We start from the raw sequence: 19155 nt of genomic DNA on the forward strand, positions 1-19155 counted from the left end.
AGCCATCGAGGCGGGGTGGCGATTGTAGTCCTCTGCAGGATTTGCTCCTAGAGGGGATGTCGGGATGAGATAGATCGATAACGGGTGATTGCATTCTGTGGCGAGGGGGCTTGCCCCCGTTCGACTGTTCAGCAGTCGTAAAACCAGCTGATGTGATCTGCCTGACAGTACTGAGGTGAATGTTTTGGGGGCGCTGCGCGACCCAACAAGGGCAAGCCCCCTCGCCACAAGTCAGCCCTCAATCGCCGGAATATGCCCAAACATCTCCTGAACAAACTCCACTCGTTCCTTCACCGTCTCGGTAACCCCGCGAGCGTTCAATTCTTCCAGTCGCGCTTCAACCGCATGCGTACGCAAGGTCAGCCCGCAATCGTTGGCGATCTGGATGTTCAACCCCGGCCGGGCATTGAGCTCAAGGATCAACGGGCCTTTTTCCTGGTCCAGGACCATATCAACGCCGATGTAGCCCAACCCGCACAGCTCGTAACAGCCGGCCGCGAGCTTCATGAAACCGTCCCAGTAGGGCAGTTGCACGCCATCGACGGCATTGGTGGTGTCCGGGTGTTTGGTGATGATGTTGTTCAGCCAGGTGCCGCGCAATGTTTCCCCGGTTGCGAGGTCAACACCAACGCCGATGGCGCCCTGGTGCAGGTTGGCCTTCCCGCCGGATTGCCGGGTCGGCAGGCGCAACATGGCCATCACCGGGTAGCCCATCAGTACGATGATGCGAATGTCCGGCACCCCTTCGTAGCTGATGCTCTTGAAGATCTGGTCCGGGATCACCCGGTATTCGATCAGCGCGCGGTCGCGGTGACCGCCCAGAGAATACAGGCCGGTGAGAATACTGGAGACGTGGTGCTCGATTTCCTCATGGCTGATGATCTTGCCGGACACCGTGCGATAGCGACCCTCGAAACGGTCGGCAACCACAATGATGCCGTCGCCGCCCGCGCCTTGGGCCGGTTTGATCACGAAATCGGTGCGCCCGCCGACGATGGAGTCCAGGTTGTCGATTTCCTTCTCGGTGGAAATCACGCCATACAGTTCCGGCACATGAATGCCGGCGGCAATGGCGCGCTCCTTGGTGATGATCTTGTCATCGACAATCGGGTACAGGCTGCGCTTGTTGTACTTGAGCACGTAGTCGGCGTTACGCCGGTTGATGCCCATGATTCCCCGCGCTTCCAGGGCCTTCCAGGTCTTCCAGAAACCGAACATCAGGCGTCAGCCTTCAGGAACGCCTTGAATCGCACCAGTTCGGTCAGGCGGTAGCCGCGATAGCGACCCATTGCCAGCATGAAGCCCACCAGGATCAGCAGAACCGCCGGGAACGTGAACACGAAGTACACCAGCTCCGGCACAGTCATGATCAAGTGCGCGAGGGACGCGGCGAACAAGGTGCCGATCGCCACTTTCATGGCGTGGCCCGAGCCGCGCTCTTCCCAGGTGATCGACAGGCGCTCGATGGTCATGGTCAGGATCACCATCGGGAACAGCGCCACCGACAGCCCGCGTTCGAGGCCAAGTTTATGGCTGAACAGGCTGATCGCCGCGATCAGCACCACTACGAAAGTCAGCACCACCGACAGCCTTGGCAGCATTTGCAGCTTCAGGTGTTCAAGGTAGGAACGCAGTGACAGACCCAGCGCGGTGATGATTGTGAACAGCACGATGCCGAAGCCGAGCCCGGTTTCGCGGAAGGCCAGGGCGATCAGCACCGGGGTGAAGGTGCCGAGGGTCTGGATGCCGATCAGGTTGCGCAGGATCAGGATCACCAGCACGCCAATCGGGATCATCACCATGATCATGAACGTCTGCTGGGTTTGCAGCGGCAAACCGTACAGCGAGTATTCGAGGAAGTTGGCGTCGGTGTTTTCGTCGGTCAGCTTGGCCAGGCGAATGGCGTTCATTTCGCTGTTGTTCAGGCTGAAGGTCACGTTGGCTTTTTTGCCCCCATCGACGGTGATCAGGTTTTCGTCGCCGGTCCACCACAGTAAACGGTCGGTCGGCAGACCTTGCTCGCCGGTTTCCGGGTTGAAGTACAGCCAGTCGGTGCCGTTGAAGCTGCGCAGCCACAGTTCAGGCAGTTGTGGCTGGTCGGCCACCAGGCGAATGGTGTGGACCTTTTCTACCGGCACGTGGGCGATGGACAGGACCAGTTCGACGATCTTGGCTTTGTTGGCAGTGGACGGATCGCCGCCCAGCAGCAGTTTCACATTGTCGTCGCTGACGTTGTTGACCCGCTTGATCGCTTCGCCGACAAAGGTTTCAACGTCGGCCGAGTGTTGGCGGATCGGCGCGAGCAGGGCTTCGGCCGCGACTTTTTCCGCGCCTTCGACGGCGATGCTGTCGCGGAAAGTAGGCCCCTTGACCTTGGATTTTTCACCGGAGTAACGCTTGGTCAGGACCAGGCGGTAATAAAGGGTTTGATTGCCCTTGGCCCGACGCGCCGACCAGGTGACCTTGCGGTTGCCGTCGACCCGGTTCACCGCCACGCCGTAGTTATTGGAGATGAAGCTCTCGTTGAGGCTGACGAAGTCGCGGCTCAGCGGCGGCACGAACATCTGGATCTTGACCGGGTCCTTGGCACTGGCGACGAACTCGACCTTGGCGTCGATGTTCCACAAGTCGTCGGTGGCGTCTTCGGTCACGGGAATCCCGAGCACGAAGATCTGATAGGCCGTGACTGAAATGCCCAGCACCACCAGGATGGCGATCAGCAGTTTCAGATGGAGGGTAAGAGAGCGCATTGGAATTACTCTGCGGTATGTACGTTGGTGGCGCAGGCGGGTTTGCCAGCAGCGTATTTAAGACTGGGGTCGACCAGCGCGTCGAAGCGCTTGAGCGCTTCGGAGCCGATCAACAACGGGTATTGGAAGGCGCTGCGGTCGGTCAGGTTCACTTCGATGCTGCGTAATGCCGACCCCATGCAGATGTCCAGCTCGATCACCGGGCGGGCCGTGTACTTCTTGCCTTCTTCCGGGTCGTAGTCACCGGCCCGGCGCTTGATCTTGCTGACGCGGGCCAGTGGCCGTTCGATCGGGTGCGAATGGGCGGCATCGATGGCCAGGTAAAAGCGCACCCAGGATTCGCCGTTGCGTTTGAAGCGTTTGATGTCGCGGGCACTCAGTGAGGCGGTCTTCGCCCCGGTGTCGAGCTTGGCCGCGACTTCAAGGTCGATGCCATCCAGGGAGGCGTACTCGTTGAGGCCGTACACCGTCTTTTCCCCCGCCGCGGCAAAACCGGGCAGACACAGTAGATAAAGGAATGTCGGGAAGGGCTTGAGTCTCATAAATCCTGGCGCGCAGCGGTCCGTACGTCGATTCAAGGCCCTGGCATTGCTGCGCAAGCTCCCTCGTATGCCTATCAGCTATTTGTGACAAACAGTGCAGATGTCACAAACAAATGCGGGCGGCATTCTAGCACGGTGGTTTGCGGGCGCCAGCGCTGGCCGGTGGCTATAAACCATTGCGCTGCTTTGTTATGGTGCAACGGGTTATTAGACGATTGTCGACAATATCGAATTAACCTTTGACTGTGCGGCCTGTTTTCGCTAGTTTTTGCCGCATCAGCTTTCAAGGTGTCGACAATATGCTGGGTCAACTGGATCCTCCGCTCACTGCCCAAGACGATTCGGAGACACTTTCCGAAAACGTCTTCCGGCGTATTCAGGCGGCCATCGTCAAGGGCGAGATCGCCCCGGGCAGCAAGATCTCCGAGCCAGAGCTGGCGCGCACCTATGGCATCAGCCGCGGGCCGCTGCGTGAGGCGATCCACCGCCTGGAAGGCCAGCGCCTGCTGGTGCGCATTCCGCATGTCGGGGCTCGAGTGGTTTCGTTGAACCATGCCGAGTTGCTCGAACTTTACGAAATCCGTGAATCCCTTGAAGGCATGGCTTGCCGTCTGGCTGCCGAGCGCATGACCCTCGAAGAAATCGACGAACTGCGCCGCGTCCTCGAAACCCACGAGCGTGACGAAGCGTTTCAGGCCGGACGAGGTTACTACCAGCAAGAAGGCGACTTTGACTTCCATTACCGGATTATTCAGGGCAGCGGCAACCGCACCCTGACGCAAATGCTCTGCGGCGAGCTGTATCAATTGGTGCGCATGTACCGCATCCAGTTCTCCACCACGCCAAATCGCCCACACCAGGCGTTTGCCGAGCACCACCGAATTCTCGATGCCATCGCCGACCGTGACGGTGAACTGGCCGAGTTGTTGATGCGCCGCCACATCGGCGCCTCCAAACGCAATATCGCCCGTCATTACCAGGACGGCGCCAACCCGACAGCCAAACGAGGTGAGTCATGAGTTTGAACAAGAGCACTCCAGGCCAGCGTTTCCGCGATGCGGTCGCCAGCGAGCATCCATTGCAAGTGGTCGGCGCGATCAACGCCAACCACGCATTGCTGGCCAAGCGCGCCGGTTTCAAGGCGATTTACCTGTCCGGTGGCGGTGTGGCTGCGGGCTCCCTTGGCGTGCCGGACCTGGGCATTACTGGCCTGGATGATGTGCTGACCGACGTGCGTCGCATCACCGACGTCTGCGACTTGCCGCTGCTGGTGGACGTGGACACCGGTTTCGGTTCCTCGGCGTTCAATGTCGCCCGTACCGTAAAGTCGATGATCAAGTTCGGCGCAGCGGCGATTCACATTGAAGACCAGGTCGGCGCCAAGCGTTGCGGCCACCGTCCAAACAAGGAAATCGTTTCGCTGCAGGAAATGGTCGACCGCATTAAAGCTGCGGTGGATGCGCGTACCGATGACAGCTTTGTGATCATGGCGCGCACCGACGCCCTGGCAGTCGAAGGTCTGGAATCTGCCCTGGAGCGCGCGGCTGCGTGCATTGAGGCTGGCGCCGACATGATCTTCCCGGAAGCCATCACCGAACTGGACATGTACAAGCTGTTCGCCAGCCGCGTGAAAGCGCCAATCCTGGCCAACATCACCGAATTCGGCGCAACGCCGCTGTACACCACCGAGCAACTCGCCGGTGCCGATGTATCGCTGGTGCTGTACCCGCTGTCGGCTTTCCGTGCGATGAACAAAGCCGCGGAAAACGTCTACACCGCCATCCGTCGCGACGGCACGCAACAGAACGTCATCGACACCATGCAGACCCGCATGGAGCTTTACGATCGCATCGACTATCACACCTTCGAGCAGAAGCTCGATGCGTTGTTCGCTGCGAAGAAGTAAGTCGATTTACTCCTTAACAAATTCAAGAAACTGGAGACAGCAATGGCCGAAGCAAAAGTACTCAGTGGCGCCGGGCTCCGTGGTCAGGTTGCCGGGCAAACCGCACTGTCCACCGTGGGCCAGTCGGGCGCCGGCCTGACCTATCGTGGCTACGACGTTCGTGAACTGGCGGCTGACGCGCAGTTCGAAGAAGTTGCCTACCTGCTGCTGTACGGCGAACTGCCGAGCAAAGCGCAACTGGCTGCCTATGTCAGTAAGCTGAGCAAGCTGCGTGACCTTCCACAAGCGTTGAAAGAGGTACTGGAACGCATCCCCGCCGACGCCCACCCGATGGACGTGATGCGTACCGGCTGCTCGTTCCTGGGCAACCTGGAGCCGGAAGCGAACTTCTCCGAGCAACACGACAAGACCGACCGTCTGCTGGCCGCATTCCCGGCGATCATGACCTACTGGTATCGCTTCAGCCACGACGGCAAGCGCATCGACTGCGTGACTGAGGAGCCGACCATCGGCGGTCATTTCCTGCACCTGCTGCACGGCGAGAAACCGAGCGAGTTGCACGTCAAGGTGATGAACGTGTCGCTGATCCTCTACGCGGAGCACGAGTTCAACGCATCGACCTTCACCGCACGAGTTTGCGCATCCACACTGTCGGATCTCTTCTCCTGCATCACGGCTGCCATCGGTTCGCTGCGCGGTCCACTGCACGGCGGCGCCAACGAAGCGGCGATGGAAATGATCGAGCGCTTCAGTTCGCCCCAAGCGGCGATCGAAGGCACCCTCGGCATGCTCGAGCGCAAAGACAAGATCATGGGCTTCGGTCACGCGATCTACAAAGACAACGATCCACGCAATGAAGTGATCAAGGGCTGGTCGAAAAAACTCGCCGACGAAGTGGGCGACAAGGTGTTGTTCCCGGTTTCCGAAGCCATCGACAAGACCATGTGGGAGCAAAAGAAACTGTTCCCGAACGCAGACTTCTACCATGCCTCGGCGTACCACTTCATGGGCATCCCGACCAAGTTGTTCACGCCGATTTTCGTCTGCTCGCGCCTGACCGGCTGGGCCGCTCACGTGTTCGAACAACGCGCTAACAACCGCATCATCCGTCCGAGCGCCGAGTACGTCGGCGTTGAACAGCGCAAGTTCGTGCCAATCGAACAACGCTGAATGGTGGGGGCTCCCACACTGTTCGCTGAACGAACCGGAAACTAGTGTGGGAGCGGGCTTGCTCGCGAAGACGGACTGACATTCAACATTGATGTCGACTGATACACCGCTTTCGCGAGCAAGCCCGCTCCCACATTTGATCCGGTTTCAGTTCAAGCCCGGTGCCAGGCCCCACCCTTTGTATTTACCGTGACCCGAGTCCTGACGATGAACACAGAATTTCGCAAACAGCTGCCCGGCAGCCATCTGGATTACTTCGACGTCCGCGCGGCTGTCGAAGCCATTCAACCCGGCGCCTACGACACCCTGCCGTACACGTCCCGCGTGCTGGCGGAAAACCTTGTGCGTCGCTGCGACCCGGCCACGCTCACCGAATCCCTGAAGCAATTCATCGAACGCAAACGCGACCTCGACTTCCCGTGGTTTCCTGCCCGTGTGGTGTGCCACGACATTCTCGGCCAGACCGCGCTCGTCGACCTCGCCGGTCTGCGTGACGCCATCGCCCTGCAAGGTGGGGACCCGGCACAAGTGAACCCGGTGGTGCCGACTCAGTTGATCGTCGACCACTCCCTGGCCGTCGAGCGCGGTGGTTTCGATCCGGAGGCGTTCGAGAAGAACCGCGCCATCGAAGACCGCCGCAACGAAGACCGTTTCCACTTCATCAACTGGACCAAGAAGGCGTTCAAGAACGTCGACGTGATCCCGCCAGGCAACGGCATCATGCACCAGATCAACCTGGAGAAAATGTCTCCGGTGATCCAGGTGCGTGACGGCGTGGCGTTCCCCGACACCTGCGTCGGCACCGACAGCCACACCCCGCACGTTGATGCGTTGGGCGTGATCGCCATCGGCGTTGGTGGTCTCGAAGCCGAGAGCGTGATGCTCGGTCGCGCGTCCTGGATGCGTCTGCCAGAAAGCGTCGGCGTCGAACTGACCGGCAAGCTGCAACCGGGCATTACCGCCACCGACATGGTGCTGGCGCTGACCGAGTTCCTGCGCAAGCAGAAAGTCGTGGGCGCATGGCTTGAGTTCTTCGGTGAAGGCGCCGCCGCGCTGACCCTCGGCGACCGCGCAACCATTTCCAACATGGCCCCGGAATACGGCGCCACCGCGGCGATGTTCTACATCGACCAGCAAACCATCGACTACCTCAAGCTCACCGGCCGTGAAGACGATCAGGTGCAACTGGTCGAGCACTACGCCAAGACCACCGGCCTGTGGGCCGACAGCCTGAAGGGCGCGCAATACGAGCGCGGCTTGACCTTCGACCTGTCCTCGGTCGTGCGCAACATGGCCGGCCCGAGCAACCCGCACGCCCGTGTCGCAACCTCGGACCTGGCCGCCAAAGGCATCTCCGGCCAATGGGACGACGTTCCTGGCCAAATGCCCGACGGCGCTGTGATCATCGCCGCGATCACCAGCTGCACCAACACCAGCAACCCGCGCAACGTCATCGCTGCCGGCCTGCTGGCGCGTAACGCGAACAAGCTCGGCCTGACCCGCAAGCCTTGGGTCAAATCGTCCCTGGCACCGGGTTCGAAAACCGTCGCGCTGTACCTGGATGAAGCCGGTCTGACCGACGAACTGGAGCAGCTCGGTTTTGGCGTCGTCGCCTTCGCCTGCACCACCTGCAACGGCATGTCCGGCGCACTGGACCCGGTGATCCAGCAAGAGATCATCGACCGCGACCTGTACGCCACGGCCGTGCTGTCCGGCAACCGCAACTTTGACGGCCGGATCCATCCGTACGCCAAGCAAGCGTTCCTCGCCTCGCCACCACTGGTGGTTGCTTATGCCATCGCCGGGACCATCCGTTTCGACATCGAAAAAGATGTGCTGGCTGTGGTCGATGGCAAGGAAATCCGCCTGAAAGACATCTGGCCGAGCGACGAAGAAATCGACGCCGTGGTCAAGGCCTCGGTGAAGCCTGAGCAGTTCCGTCAGGTCTACATCCCGATGTTCGCCATCCACGAAGACACCGGCCCGAAAGTGACGCCGCTGTACGACTGGCGCGAAATGAGCACCTACATCCGCCGTCCGCCGTACTGGGAAGGCGCGTTGGCCGGCGCACGTCCGCTCAAGGGCATGCGCCCATTGGCGGTGCTGCCGGACAACATCACCACCGATCACCTGTCGCCGTCGAACGCGATCATGCTGGACAGCGCCGCCGGTGAATACCTGGCGAAAATGGGCCTGCCGGAAGAGGACTTCAACTCTTACGCGACTCACCGTGGTGACCACCTGACTGCGCAACGCGCCACCTTCGCCAACCCGAAACTGTTCAACGAAATGGTTCTGGAAAACGGCAAGGTCAAGCAGGGTTCGCTGGCGCGTGTCGAGCCGGAAGGCCAGGTCATGCGCATGTGGGAAGCCATCGAAACCTACATGGAGCGCAAGCAGCCGCTGATCATCATTGCCGGCGCCGACTACGGTCAGGGTTCGTCCCGCGACTGGGCGGCGAAGGGCGTGCGTCTGGCCGGTGTGGAAGCGATTGCCGCCGAAGGTTTCGAGCGCATTCACCGCACCAACCTGGTGGGCATGGGCGTGTTGCCGCTGGAGTTCAAGGCCGGCACCAACCGTCACACCCTGGCCATCGACGGCAGCGAAACCTACGACGTGATCGGTGAGCGCACACCGCGCGCCGAGCTCACGCTGGTGATTCATCGCAAGAACGGCGAACGCGTCGAGGTGCCGGTGATGTGCCGCCTCGACACCGCCGAAGAAGTGTCGATCTACGAAGCCGGCGGCGTGTTGCAACGCTTTGCCCAGGACTTCCTGGAAGAGTCGGCAGTCGCCGTCTGACACGCACCGTACGGGCACGGGACTTCAAGTCCCGTGCCTGTTTTCAAGGTAAGGAGTAACGAGCACATGGCTCACGCAGCTCAGATCAAAATCCCTGCCACCTACATGCGTGGCGGCACCAGCAAAGGCGTCTTTTTCAGCCTGAAAGACTTGCCTGAAGCGGCACAAATTCCAGGCCATGCCCGCGACGCTTTGTTGCTGCGCGTGATCGGCAGCCCCGACCCGTACGACAAGCAGATCGACGGCATGGGCGGTGCAACGTCCAGCACCAGCAAAACCGTGATCCTGTCAAAAAGCATCAAGGCCGATCACGACGTCGATTACCTGTTCGGTCAGGTGTCCATCGACAAGCCATTTGTGGACTGGAGCGGCAACTGCGGCAACCTGTCGGCAGCGGTCGGTTCCTTCGCGATCAGCAACGGTCTGGTCGACGCCAGCCGCATTCCGCACAACGGCGTGGCAGTGGTTCGGGTATGGCAGGCCAATATCGGCAAGACCATCATCGCCCATGTGCCGATCACTAACGGTGAAGTGCAGGAAACCGGTGACTTCGAACTCGATGGCGTGACCTTCCCGGCCGCCGAAGTGCAGGTCGAGTTCATGGACCCGGCGGCAGAAGAAGAGGGTGGCGGTGGCTCGATGTTCCCTACCGGTAACCTGGTGGACGACCTCGAAGTACCCGGTGTCGGAACCTTCAAGGCGACCATGATCAATGCCGGCATCCCGACGATTTTCGTCAATGCCGAAGACATCGGTTACACCGGCACCGAGTTGCAGGGCGCGATCAACAGCGACCCGAAAGCGTTGCTGATGTTCGAAACCATCCGGGCTTACGGCGCATTGCGCATGGGCCTGATTTCGAACATCGACGAAGCGGCCAAGCGTCAGCACACGCCTAAGGTGGCCTTTGTGGCCAAGCCGGCGGATTACGTGTCGTCCAGCGGCAAGGCCATTGCGGCAGGGGATGTCGACTTGCTGGTACGTGCGTTGTCGATGGGCAAATTGCACCACGCGATGATGGGCACGGCGGCGGTGGCGATCGGCACGGCAGCAGCGATTACCGGCACGTTGGTCAACCTCGCGGCGGGCGGTGTCGAACGCAACGCAGTCCGTTTCGGCCATCCGTCCGGCACATTGCGCGTGGGGGCGGAAGCCAGCCTGGTCAACGGCGAGTGGACCGTGAACAAAGCCATCATGAGCCGCAGTGCGCGGGTGTTGATGGAAGGTTATGTTCGCGTGCCGGGTGATTCTTTCTAACCCGACAACGAATCCATGTGGGAGCGGGCTTGCTCGCGAAGACGGACTGACATTCAGCATCAATGTCGACTAATAGACCGCTTTCGCGAGCAAGCCCGCTCCCACATTTGATCTCCATTTCCAGAATAAGAAAGTAGTAGGCCACCGAGATAAAGAACCTGAACCGAGGTCCCATCAACGAACCACTTCACGAGTGAATCGAACATGAGTGCCAACGTCGACCAAAACATCCGCCCCGAGTACGACCGTGTCCTGCAGGACATTGCCGACTACGTTCTCACCTTCAACATCCAATCCCAAGAAGCCCTCGACACCGCCCGCAACTGCCTGATGGACACGTTGGGCTGCGGTCTGCTGGCGCTGCGCTTTCCCGAATGCACCAAACACCTGGGCCCTATCGTCGAAGGCACCGTCGTGCCGTTCGGCGCTCGCGTGCCCGGCACCAGCTATCGCCTTGATCCGGTCAAAGCCGCGTGGGACATCGGCTGCATCGTGCGCTGGCTCGATTACAACGACACCTGGCTCGCCGCCGAGTGGGGGCATCCGTCGGACAACCTCGGCGCCATTCTCGCGGTGGCCGATCACCTGTCGCAAAAACGCCTGGCCAATGGCGAGGCGCCGCTGACCGTTCGCGCGGTACTCGAAGCGATGATCATGGCCCACGAAATTCAAGGCGTGATCGCCCTGGAAAACGCCTTCAATCGCGTCGGCCTGGATCACGTCATGCTGGTGAAAGTCGCCTCAACGGCAGTCACCGCCAAACTCATGGGCGCCAGTCGCGAGCAACTGTTGTCGGCGTTGTCCCATGCGTTCGCTGACGGCCAGGCGCTGCGCACCTATCGGCACGCGCCCAATGCCGGTTCGCGTAAATCCTGGGCGGCCGGGGATGCGACCAGTCGTGGCGTACGCTTGGCAGACATTGCGATGCGTGGAGAGATGGGCATTCCCGGTGTCCTGACGGCCAAACAGTGGGGGTTTTACGACGTCTTGTTCAGTCACACCAACAACGATCTGGCGCTCAAGCCTGAAGAAAAACGGGCTTTCAGTTTCTCGCGGCCGTATGGCAGTTACGTCATGGAAAACGTGCTGTTCAAAATCAGTTTTCCGGCGGAGTTTCATGCGCAAACCGCGTGCGAAGCGGCCGTGACATTGCACCCGCATGTTCGTAATCGGCTGCATGAAATCGACCGCATCGTCATCACCACCCACGAGTCGGCGATCCGCATCATTTCTAAAGTCGGTCCATTGGCCAATGCAGCGGACCGCGATCATTGCATCCAGTACATGACCGCCGTGCCGCTGGCGTTCGGCAATCTGGTGGCCGAGCACTACGAAGATGACTTCCACGCAGCGCATCCGGTCATCGATGTGCTGAGGGAGAAAATGGTCATTGTCGAAGACCCGCGCTTCACCCGCGAATACCTCGAAGCCGACAAGCGCTCCATCGCCAATGCGGTGCAAGTGTTCTTCAAGGACGGCTCCAGCACCGAGAACGTGGTGGTCGAATACCCGATCGGCCATCGCCGTCGTCGCGCCGACGGTATCCCGCTGCTGGAAGACAAATTCAAGGCCAACCTGGCCGCGCGTTTTACCGCCCGGCGCAGTGCGCAGATTGTTGCGTTGTGCACGGATCAGGTGGCTCTGGAGGCCACGCCGGTCAATCGCTTCGTGGACCTGTTCGTGCTCTGAGCCATTTTTCCATCGGCAATTTGGTGATCGCAAAACCGGTCAGCAAAATCGCCGAATACATCATCAGTTCCTGGGACAAGGGTTGCCCCTCGTACCAGGCGCCGATGATCACGGCGAATACCGGAAAAATGATGAACACAAAGGACAAAATGATCGGGCTCAGGCGTTTGAGCAGCAGGAAATAGACGATGAATCCGCCCACCGACGCGACCAGCCCCAGGTAGAGCAGGGCACTCCACGACCGCGCGCTGATGGCGGTAAACACGGGCGTTTCAACCTGCAGGCCAGCTATAAACAACATCGCCCCGGCGATGCCGATGGGCAGGGTGTTGTAGGTGATCACGCTGATCGCGGTGCCGTGTTTTTTCGTCACCACGTAACACAACGCATGCATCACCGCCGCGCAGAGAATTGCCAATACACCGAACAATTCCGCATGGTCCAGATGCAAGCCCTGGCTGCGGATAATCATGAACAGACTGCCGAAACCGATGGCAATGCCGAGCACTTGCGACGGGTAGATTTTCTCGCGCAGAAACAACGCCGAAAACAACAGGATGAACACCGGCATGCAGCTGAACAGCAGTGCTGTCAGCCCGGACGACACGTGCATCTCGCCGTAGTTGAGCAAGTAATACGGCAGGCTGAAATACGACAGCGTGACGAACACAAAAAACCAGCGGCTTTCCTTGGGAAACAGCAGTGGTTCACGGCGGATCAGGGCAAAGCCGAGGAACAACGGAAACGCGATCAGGAAGCGCAAGCCGGCAGCCGTCAACGGTGGCACGGTTTCGACGGCAATCTTTATTCCCAGCCATGTCGTGCCCCAGCTCAGGCACACGATCAGGAACAGCACGCTGGTGACCAAAGCAGTCAGCCAGGCTTTTGGAACGCTTGAAGTGGCACTGATGGCGATGGACATGAGTCGGCTCCCTTATCGTCGGAATTGACCTGCAACCGCAAAAGGTCTATCCCTGATTGCACCTTTTTCCAGCACGCTATTCGGGGATTCAATGACTGTCAAAGCAAGTATTGCCATGGTGTCAATCCTGCGCGACGGCCTCGTCAACGGGGTGGGCGTGAAGTACAAGCGTCTGGCGGATGCTGTGGAAAAGGCCATGACAGAAGGGGTGATCGAACCCGGCAGCAAGTTGCCGCCTCATCGACTGTTGGCGGACAGCCTGAGCGTGACCATTGGCACCATCAGTCGCGCCTATGGCGAGCTTGAACGCGTGGGCCTGGTCGTCGCTCGTGTAGGCGATGGCACCTATGTGCGTCAGCGCGGAATGGAGCGTCCGCGTGACGGTGGTTTTCGCAATGTCAGCGAAGAGCCGCAGGGCTTTTTTGACATGAGCCGCAACCAGCCGATTCCAGGGCAGGAGGCGCTGTTTCTGAGTCAGAGCCTGCAAGCGCTGGCCCTTGATCCACAAGCGTTGCAGCACCTCAGCGGCTACACCGCCGACGCTGGATTACCGCGTCATCGTGCAGCGGGTGCGCACTGGTTGCGGCACCAGGTATTTGTGCCGAATGCCGAGCAGATCGTCTGCGTCAACGGCGGTCAGCACGGTCTGTTGTGTGCCTTGATGGCGTTGCTGAAAGCGGGCGATACCGTGGTCACGGAGCACCTGACGTATCCGGGTTTGATCAGCGTTGCGCGCATGCTTGGGATCAAGTTGATCGGTGTCGCGATGGATGATGAAGGACTGATGCCGGACGCGCTGGAGGACGTTTGTCGCAGTCATCGTGTGTCGGCGTTGTATTGCACACCGACGATTCAGAATCCTACGGCGGCGGTGATGTCCGTCCCTCGGCGTGAGGCCATCGCGGCGGTTTGCCGACAGCATAATCTGCTGATTTTTGAGGATGAAGCCCACGCCGTTTTGGCACAGCAGCGACCGCTGCCCCTGAGTCATTTTGCCCCGGAGCGTTCGGTGTTGATGGGCAGCTTGAGCAAGGCTGTTTCGGCCGGTTTGCGCGTCGGTTATCTGCATGCGCCGCAACCGTTGGTCGGACGCTTGAGCGCGGCGGTGCGCGGCACGTGCTGGATGGCCAGCCCGCTAACGCTGGAAGTGGCGAGTCAGTGGGTCGAAAACGGCGTTGCCGAGCAGTTGTTGGAACAGCAGGTTGCCGAGATCAGTCGACGTAAATCATTGGTCGCGGCGTCGCTGGATGGGGTGGTTTACAAGACTCATTCCCACAGCCCGCACTTCTGGATCGAAGTGCCCGAGCCCTGGCGAGCTTCGCAGATTGCGGCGGAGCTCAAGGAGAATAACTTTCTGGTGGCCACTGCCGAGGCGTTCGCGGTGGGGCATGGGACGGTGCCGCAATTCATCCGGGCGAGTGTGTGCAATTCGGCGGGGGATGACCGGTTGTTGCTGCGAGGGTTTGAAGCGTTGGTGGGGGCACTCGCCCAGACCGTGTAATCGTTCTTCGCGCGCAAGCGCGCTCCCACATTCAATCGAGATCCTGCATGAGAATGCGGTCGAAAGTGGGGGCTGGCTTGCTGGCGAAGGCCGTTACAGGCGCCACAAAACCTACTTGAACCGCCGCTCCACACCCTTCTCAACAAGAATCTTCGCCGAAATCTCTTCCACCGAAAAATGCGTGGAGTTGATGTGCGGAATGTTCTCGCGGCGGAACAGATTCTCCACCTCGCGCACTTCAAATTCGCACTGGGCATAGCTCGAATAGCGGCTGTTGGGCTTGCGCTCGTTGCGGATCGCGGTGAGCCGGTCCGGGTCGATGGTCAGGCCAAAGAGTTTGTGCTGATGGGCGCGCAGGGCGCTTGGCAATGTCAGGCGCTCCATGTCGTCTTCAGTCAGCGGGTAGTTGGCCGCGCGAATACCGAATTGCATGGCCATGTACAGGCAGGTCGGGGTCTTGCCGCAACGCGACACGCCGACCAGGATCAGATCGGCCTTGTCGTAGTAGTGCGTGCGGGCGCCATCGTCGTTGTCGAGGGCGAAGTTCACCGCTTCGATACGTTCCATGTAATTGGTGTTGGCGCCGATGGAGTGGGATTTGCCGACGGTGTAGGACGAATGCTCGGTCAGCTCCTGCTCAAGCGGTGCCAGGAAGGTCGAGAAAATGTCGATCATGAAACCATTGGAGGTCGCGAGGATCTCACGAATGTCCTGATTGACGATGGTGTCGAAAATAATCGGCCGGAAGCCGTCGGTTTCGGCGGCTTTGTTGATTTGTTGTACCATGGCCCGCGCTTTATCCACGTTGTCGATGTACGGTCGCGTGAATTTGCTGAAGGTAATGTTTTCGAACTGCGCCAGGAGGCTTTGACCCAGGGTTTCGGCCGTGATGCCGGTACCGTCGGAAATAAAGAAAGCAGATCGTTTCATTTGCACCTTGGGCCTTAAGCTAATGACGAATCTTGGATATGATAGGCGCGGTTTGTCGGCCGCCAGTGGCCCGCATTCTCACTTATTTTCCAGGTCCAGGCCATACAGCTGGCAAACGCTCCCCCGAGCAGCCGGCTTCTGAGCTTTTCCAACACAGTTAGTGGAGAGATCACCTTGGTAGAGTACGTAGTTTCCCTCGATAAGCTCGGCAAACACGACGTTGAGCACGTAGGGGGCAAGAACGCATCCCTGGGCGAGATGATCAGTAACCTTGCAGGTGCCGGTGTATCGGTGCCCGGTGGCTTCGCCACGACAGCTCAGGCTTATCGTGATTTTCTGGAACTGAGCGGCCTCAATGATCAGATCCACGCCGCCCTCGACGCCCTGGATGTCGACGATGTCAACGCCCTGGCCCGTACCGGCGCCCAGATCCGTCAATGGATCATGGAAGCCGAGTTCCCGGAGAAACTCAACACCGAGATCCGCACCGCGTTCGCCACGCTGTCGGCCGGCAACCCTGACATGGCCGTGGCCGTGCGCTCTTCCGCTACCGCCGAAGACTTGCCGGACGCTTCGTTTGCCGGTCAGCAGGAAACTTTCCTGAACATCCGTGGTGTCGAAAACGTCATTCGCGCCGCCAAAGAGGTGTTCGCTTCTCTGTTCAACGACCGTGCGATTTCCTACCGCGTGCACCAGGGCTTCGACCACAAGCTGGTGGCATTGTCGGCTGGCGTCCAGCGCATGGTTCGCTCCGAAACCGGCACCGCCGGCGTGATGTTCACCCTCGATACCGAATCGGGTTTCCGTGACGTGGTGTTCATCACCGGCGCCTACGGCCTGGGTGAAACCGTCGTTCAAGGCGCGGTGAACCCGGATGAGTTCTACGTGCACAAAGGCACGCTGGCCGCTGGTCGCCCAGCCATCCTGCGCCGCAACCTGGGCAGCAAAGCCATCAAGATGATCTACGGCGAAGTCGCCACGGCCGGTAAATCGGTCAAGACCATTGACGTCGACAAGGCTGATCGCGCACGTTTCTGCCTGACCGATGCTGAAGTCAGCGAGCTGGCCAAGCAAGCGATGATCATCGAGAAGCACTACGAGTGCCCGATGGACATCGAGTGGGCCAAAGACGGCGACGACGGCAAACTCTATATCGTTCAGGCCCGTCCTGAAACCGTGAAGAGCCGCACCCAGGCCAACGTCATGGAACGTTACCTGTTGAAAGAAACCGGCACCGTGCTGGTTGAAGGCCGTGCTATCGGCCAGCGCATCGGCGCCGGCAAGGTCCGCATCATCAAGGACGTGTCCGAGATGGACAAAGTCCAGCCGGGCGACGTGCTGGTCTCCGACATGACCGACCCGGACTGGGAACCGGTCATGAAGCGTGCCAGCGCCATCGTCACCAACCGTGGCGGTCGTACCTGCCACGCGGCGATCATCGCTCGCGAGCTGGGCATCCCGGCCGTGGTCGGTTGCGGCAACGCCACCCAGTTGTTGAAAGACGGCCAGGGCGTGACTGTTTCCTGCGCTGAAGGCGACACCGGATACATCTTCGAAGGCGAACTGGGTTTCGACATCAAGAAAAACTCCGTTGACGCCATGCCGGACCTGCCGTTCAAGATCATGATGAACGTCGGCAACCCGGACCGCGCCTTCGACTTCGCGCAACTGCCGAACGCCGGTGTGGGCCTGGCCCGTCTGGAATTCATCATCAACCGCATGATCGGTGTTCACCCCAAAGCGCTGTTGAACTACGACGGTCTGCCCCAGGACATCAAGGACAGCGTCGACAAGCGCATTGCCGGTTACAACGACCCGGTCGACTTCTACGTCGATAAACTGGTCGAAGGCATCAGCACCCTGGCTGCCGCGTTCACGCCGAAAAAGGTCATCGTGCGTCTGTCGGACTTCAAGTCCAACGAATACGCGAACCTGATCGGCGGCAAGCTCTACGAGCCTGAAGAAGAAAACCCGATGCTGGGCTTCCGTGGCGCTTCGCGTTACATCAGCGAATCGTTCCGCGACTGCTTCGAACTCGAGTGCCGTGCCCTCAAGCGCGTGCGCAACGAGATGGGCCTGACCAACGTCGAAATCATGGTGCCGTTCGTCCGTACTTTGGGCGAAGCCAGCCAGGTGATCGATCTGCTGGCCGAAAACGGTCTGGCTCGCGGCGAAAACGGTCTGCGCATCATCATGATGTGTGAACTGCCATCCAACGCGATCCTCGCTGAAGAGTTCCTCGAATTCTTCGACGGCTTCTCGATCGGCTCCAACGACCTGACTCAGCTGACGCTGGGCCTGGACCGTGACTCCGGGATCATCGCGCACCTGTTCGACGAGCGTAATCCGGCGGTCAAGAAGCTGCTGGCGAACGCCATTGCCGCGTGTAACAAGGCAGGCAAGTACATCGGCATTTGCGGTCAGGGTCCTTCGGACCACCCGGATCTGGCCAAGTGGCTGATGGAGCAGGGCATTGAAAGCGTTTCGCTGAACCCGGACTCCGTTCTGGAAACCTGGTTCTTCCTGGCTGAAGGTCAGGCTTCGGCGTGATGTGAATGAAGCCCCGGTCAAGTGGCCGGGGCTTTAAGAATTGAGTAGGGCGGGCTCCTCTGGATGCCGCCCTTTTTTGTGCAAGAGCATTATGCAAAGCAGCAGCAACCTATTTCCTGTCGCCCTGATCAGCGCCGAACGGCGCGGTGATCTGAGCGAAGATGTTTACCGTTTGAAGCCGGCCAACAGCCCCGACGTCAGCGTCGAGCTGGCGGTTACCCGGTTGGGCATGGCTGATGAGCCGGCGGTACGTGGCGTGCCGGTGATCCTGTTGCACGGCAGCTTCTCCAATCGTCGCTTCTGGTTTTCCCCGAAAGGGTTGGGGTTGGGCGCCTATCTGACGCGTCTGGGATTCGATGTGTGGATTCCCGAAATGCGCGGCCATGGCCTGTCCCAGCGTAACCAGAATTACCGCAAAAACCGTGTCGCCGACTACGCGCGTTACGATCTGCCCGCCATTGGCGCGTTTGTGCGTGAGCAAAGTGGCCAGGTCCCGCATTGGATCGGTCATTCGCTGGGCGGGATTACGCTGGCAGCGGCATTGGGCGGTGAGTACATCGGCGAGCCGGTGGTGGCGTCTGCGGCGTTTTTTGGTACGCAAGTCAGTCGCACCTACTGGCCGTTGAAGATTCCCCCGGTAGAGTGGAGCGGGCGCTTTATTCTCAAGCGTTTTGCGCAACTGTCGGGTTCACGGCTCAAGCGCGGCCCTGAGGACGAGCCGATTGGCCTGGCTCTGGAAAGCATGCGCTGGTACGGCCTGTTCGGGCGTTTTGGCGATGCCGATAAAGACTGGTGGGCCGGATTGGCCAATGTGGCGATGCCAGTTTTGGCGGTGAGCGCAGTCGGCGATCATCAAGACCCGGCGTGGGCCTGTCGAAAACTGTTCGAGCAGATCGGTTCCGAGCACAAGCAATTCATCAACCTGGGTCCGGAGCAGGGCTTTGGCGACAATTTTGGTCACGTTGAAATGCTGGTCAGTAAAGCGGCTCAAACCGAAGTCTGGCCGTTGGTAGCGCGTTGGTTGGCTGATCAACGGACGCCCTTGATGGGTGATAAGCCGGATCTGGCGACGGCAGTTTGAGCCTGATGCTCTAACAAGGGCATTTCGCTCTGATCGGCTTGCGGCTAAGATATGA

14 protein-coding genes are annotated in these 19155 nt (G+C 59.8%); 9 read left to right on the top strand and 5 right to left on the bottom strand.

Translation table 11 applies throughout. From position 1 onward, the window contains the following. Positions 1-231: 231 nt before the first annotated feature. Genes NL116_RS09795 through rloA form a run of 3 tightly spaced genes read right to left on the bottom strand, consistent with a single transcriptional unit; the run spans position 232 to position 3292 of the window. Positions 232-1218, bottom strand: a complete 987-nt coding sequence (locus tag NL116_RS09795) for an alpha-L-glutamate ligase-like protein (RefSeq protein ID WP_494376994.1) — start codon at positions 1216-1218, stop codon at positions 232-234. After that, entirely contained in the window at positions 1218-2750 is a 1533-nt protein-coding gene (gene rloB / locus NL116_RS09800; protein WP_494376995.1) for an osmotic stress tolerance membrane protein RloB, read from the bottom strand. Before rloB ends, NL116_RS09795 begins: the two co-directional genes overlap by 1 nt. A gap of 5 nt (positions 2751-2755) precedes the next feature. Beyond that, a complete protein-coding gene (gene rloA / locus NL116_RS09805; protein WP_494376996.1) occupies positions 2756-3292 on the bottom strand; it encodes a retropepsin-like aspartic peptidase RloA in 537 nt (178 codons plus the stop codon). A 302-nt stretch (positions 3293-3594) separates the two neighbouring features. Here rloA and NL116_RS09810 point away from each other — a divergent pair, with 302 nt between their 5' ends. The 6 genes from NL116_RS09810 (at position 3595) to prpD (ending at position 12116) form a co-directional block, all read left to right on the top strand. Next, on the top strand, positions 3595-4311 hold the full coding sequence (locus NL116_RS09810; protein ID WP_494378030.1) for a GntR family transcriptional regulator: 717 nt from the start codon (positions 3595-3597) through the stop codon (positions 4309-4311). Continuing rightward, entirely contained in the window at positions 4308-5198 is an 891-nt protein-coding gene (gene prpB / locus NL116_RS09815; RefSeq protein WP_494376997.1) for a methylisocitrate lyase, read from the top strand. Before NL116_RS09810 ends, prpB begins: the two co-directional genes overlap by 4 nt. A 42-nt stretch (positions 5199-5240) precedes the next feature. After that, a complete protein-coding gene (gene prpC / locus NL116_RS09820; protein ID WP_494376998.1) occupies positions 5241-6368 on the top strand; it encodes a bifunctional 2-methylcitrate synthase/citrate synthase in 1128 nt (375 codons plus the stop codon). A gap of 207 nt (positions 6369-6575) precedes the next feature. Beyond that, positions 6576-9170, top strand: a complete 2595-nt coding sequence (gene acnD, locus NL116_RS09825) for a Fe/S-dependent 2-methylisocitrate dehydratase AcnD (RefSeq protein WP_494376999.1) — start codon at positions 6576-6578, stop codon at positions 9168-9170. 66 nt (positions 9171-9236) lie between these two features. Beyond that, entirely contained in the window at positions 9237-10427 is a 1191-nt protein-coding gene (gene prpF, locus NL116_RS09830; RefSeq protein ID WP_494377000.1) for a 2-methylaconitate cis-trans isomerase PrpF, read from the top strand. 204 nt (positions 10428-10631) lie between these two features. Next, entirely contained in the window at positions 10632-12116 is a 1485-nt protein-coding gene (gene prpD, locus NL116_RS09835) for a 2-methylcitrate dehydratase (protein ID WP_494377001.1), read from the top strand. Here the strand turns inward: prpD and NL116_RS09840 are convergent. Further along, the gene (locus NL116_RS09840; RefSeq protein WP_494378031.1) at positions 12085-12993 is read right to left on the bottom strand and encodes a DMT family transporter; all 909 of its coding nucleotides are present in this window, start codon (positions 12991-12993) and stop codon (positions 12085-12087) included. The genes prpD and NL116_RS09840 overlap by 32 nt on opposite strands. 136 nt (positions 12994-13129) lie before the next feature. Here NL116_RS09840 and NL116_RS09845 point away from each other — a divergent pair, with 136 nt between their 5' ends. Next, positions 13130-14539 (top strand): aminotransferase-like domain-containing protein, encoded by a 1410-nt coding sequence (locus tag NL116_RS09845; RefSeq protein WP_494377002.1) that lies wholly within the window; start codon positions 13130-13132, stop codon positions 14537-14539. 111 nt (positions 14540-14650) lie between these two features. Here the strand turns inward: NL116_RS09845 and ppsR are convergent, their stop codons facing one another. Continuing rightward, positions 14651-15469, bottom strand: a complete 819-nt coding sequence (gene ppsR / locus NL116_RS09850) for a posphoenolpyruvate synthetase regulatory kinase/phosphorylase PpsR (protein ID WP_027922552.1) — start codon at positions 15467-15469, stop codon at positions 14651-14653. 174 nt (positions 15470-15643) lie between these two features. On the opposite strand from ppsR, the gene ppsA reads away from it, so the two are divergent. Continuing rightward, positions 15644-18019, top strand: coding sequence for a phosphoenolpyruvate synthase (gene ppsA / locus NL116_RS09855; RefSeq protein ID WP_494377003.1), 2376 nt, complete (start codon positions 15644-15646; stop codon positions 18017-18019). Positions 18020-18110: 91 nt separating this feature from the next. Beyond that, positions 18111-19100, top strand: a complete 990-nt coding sequence (locus NL116_RS09860; protein WP_494377004.1) for an alpha/beta fold hydrolase — start codon at positions 18111-18113, stop codon at positions 19098-19100. Positions 19101-19155 lie beyond the last annotated feature (55 nt).

The sequence above is a fragment of the Pseudomonas sp. FBCC-B1667 genome (assembly GCF_059133255.1).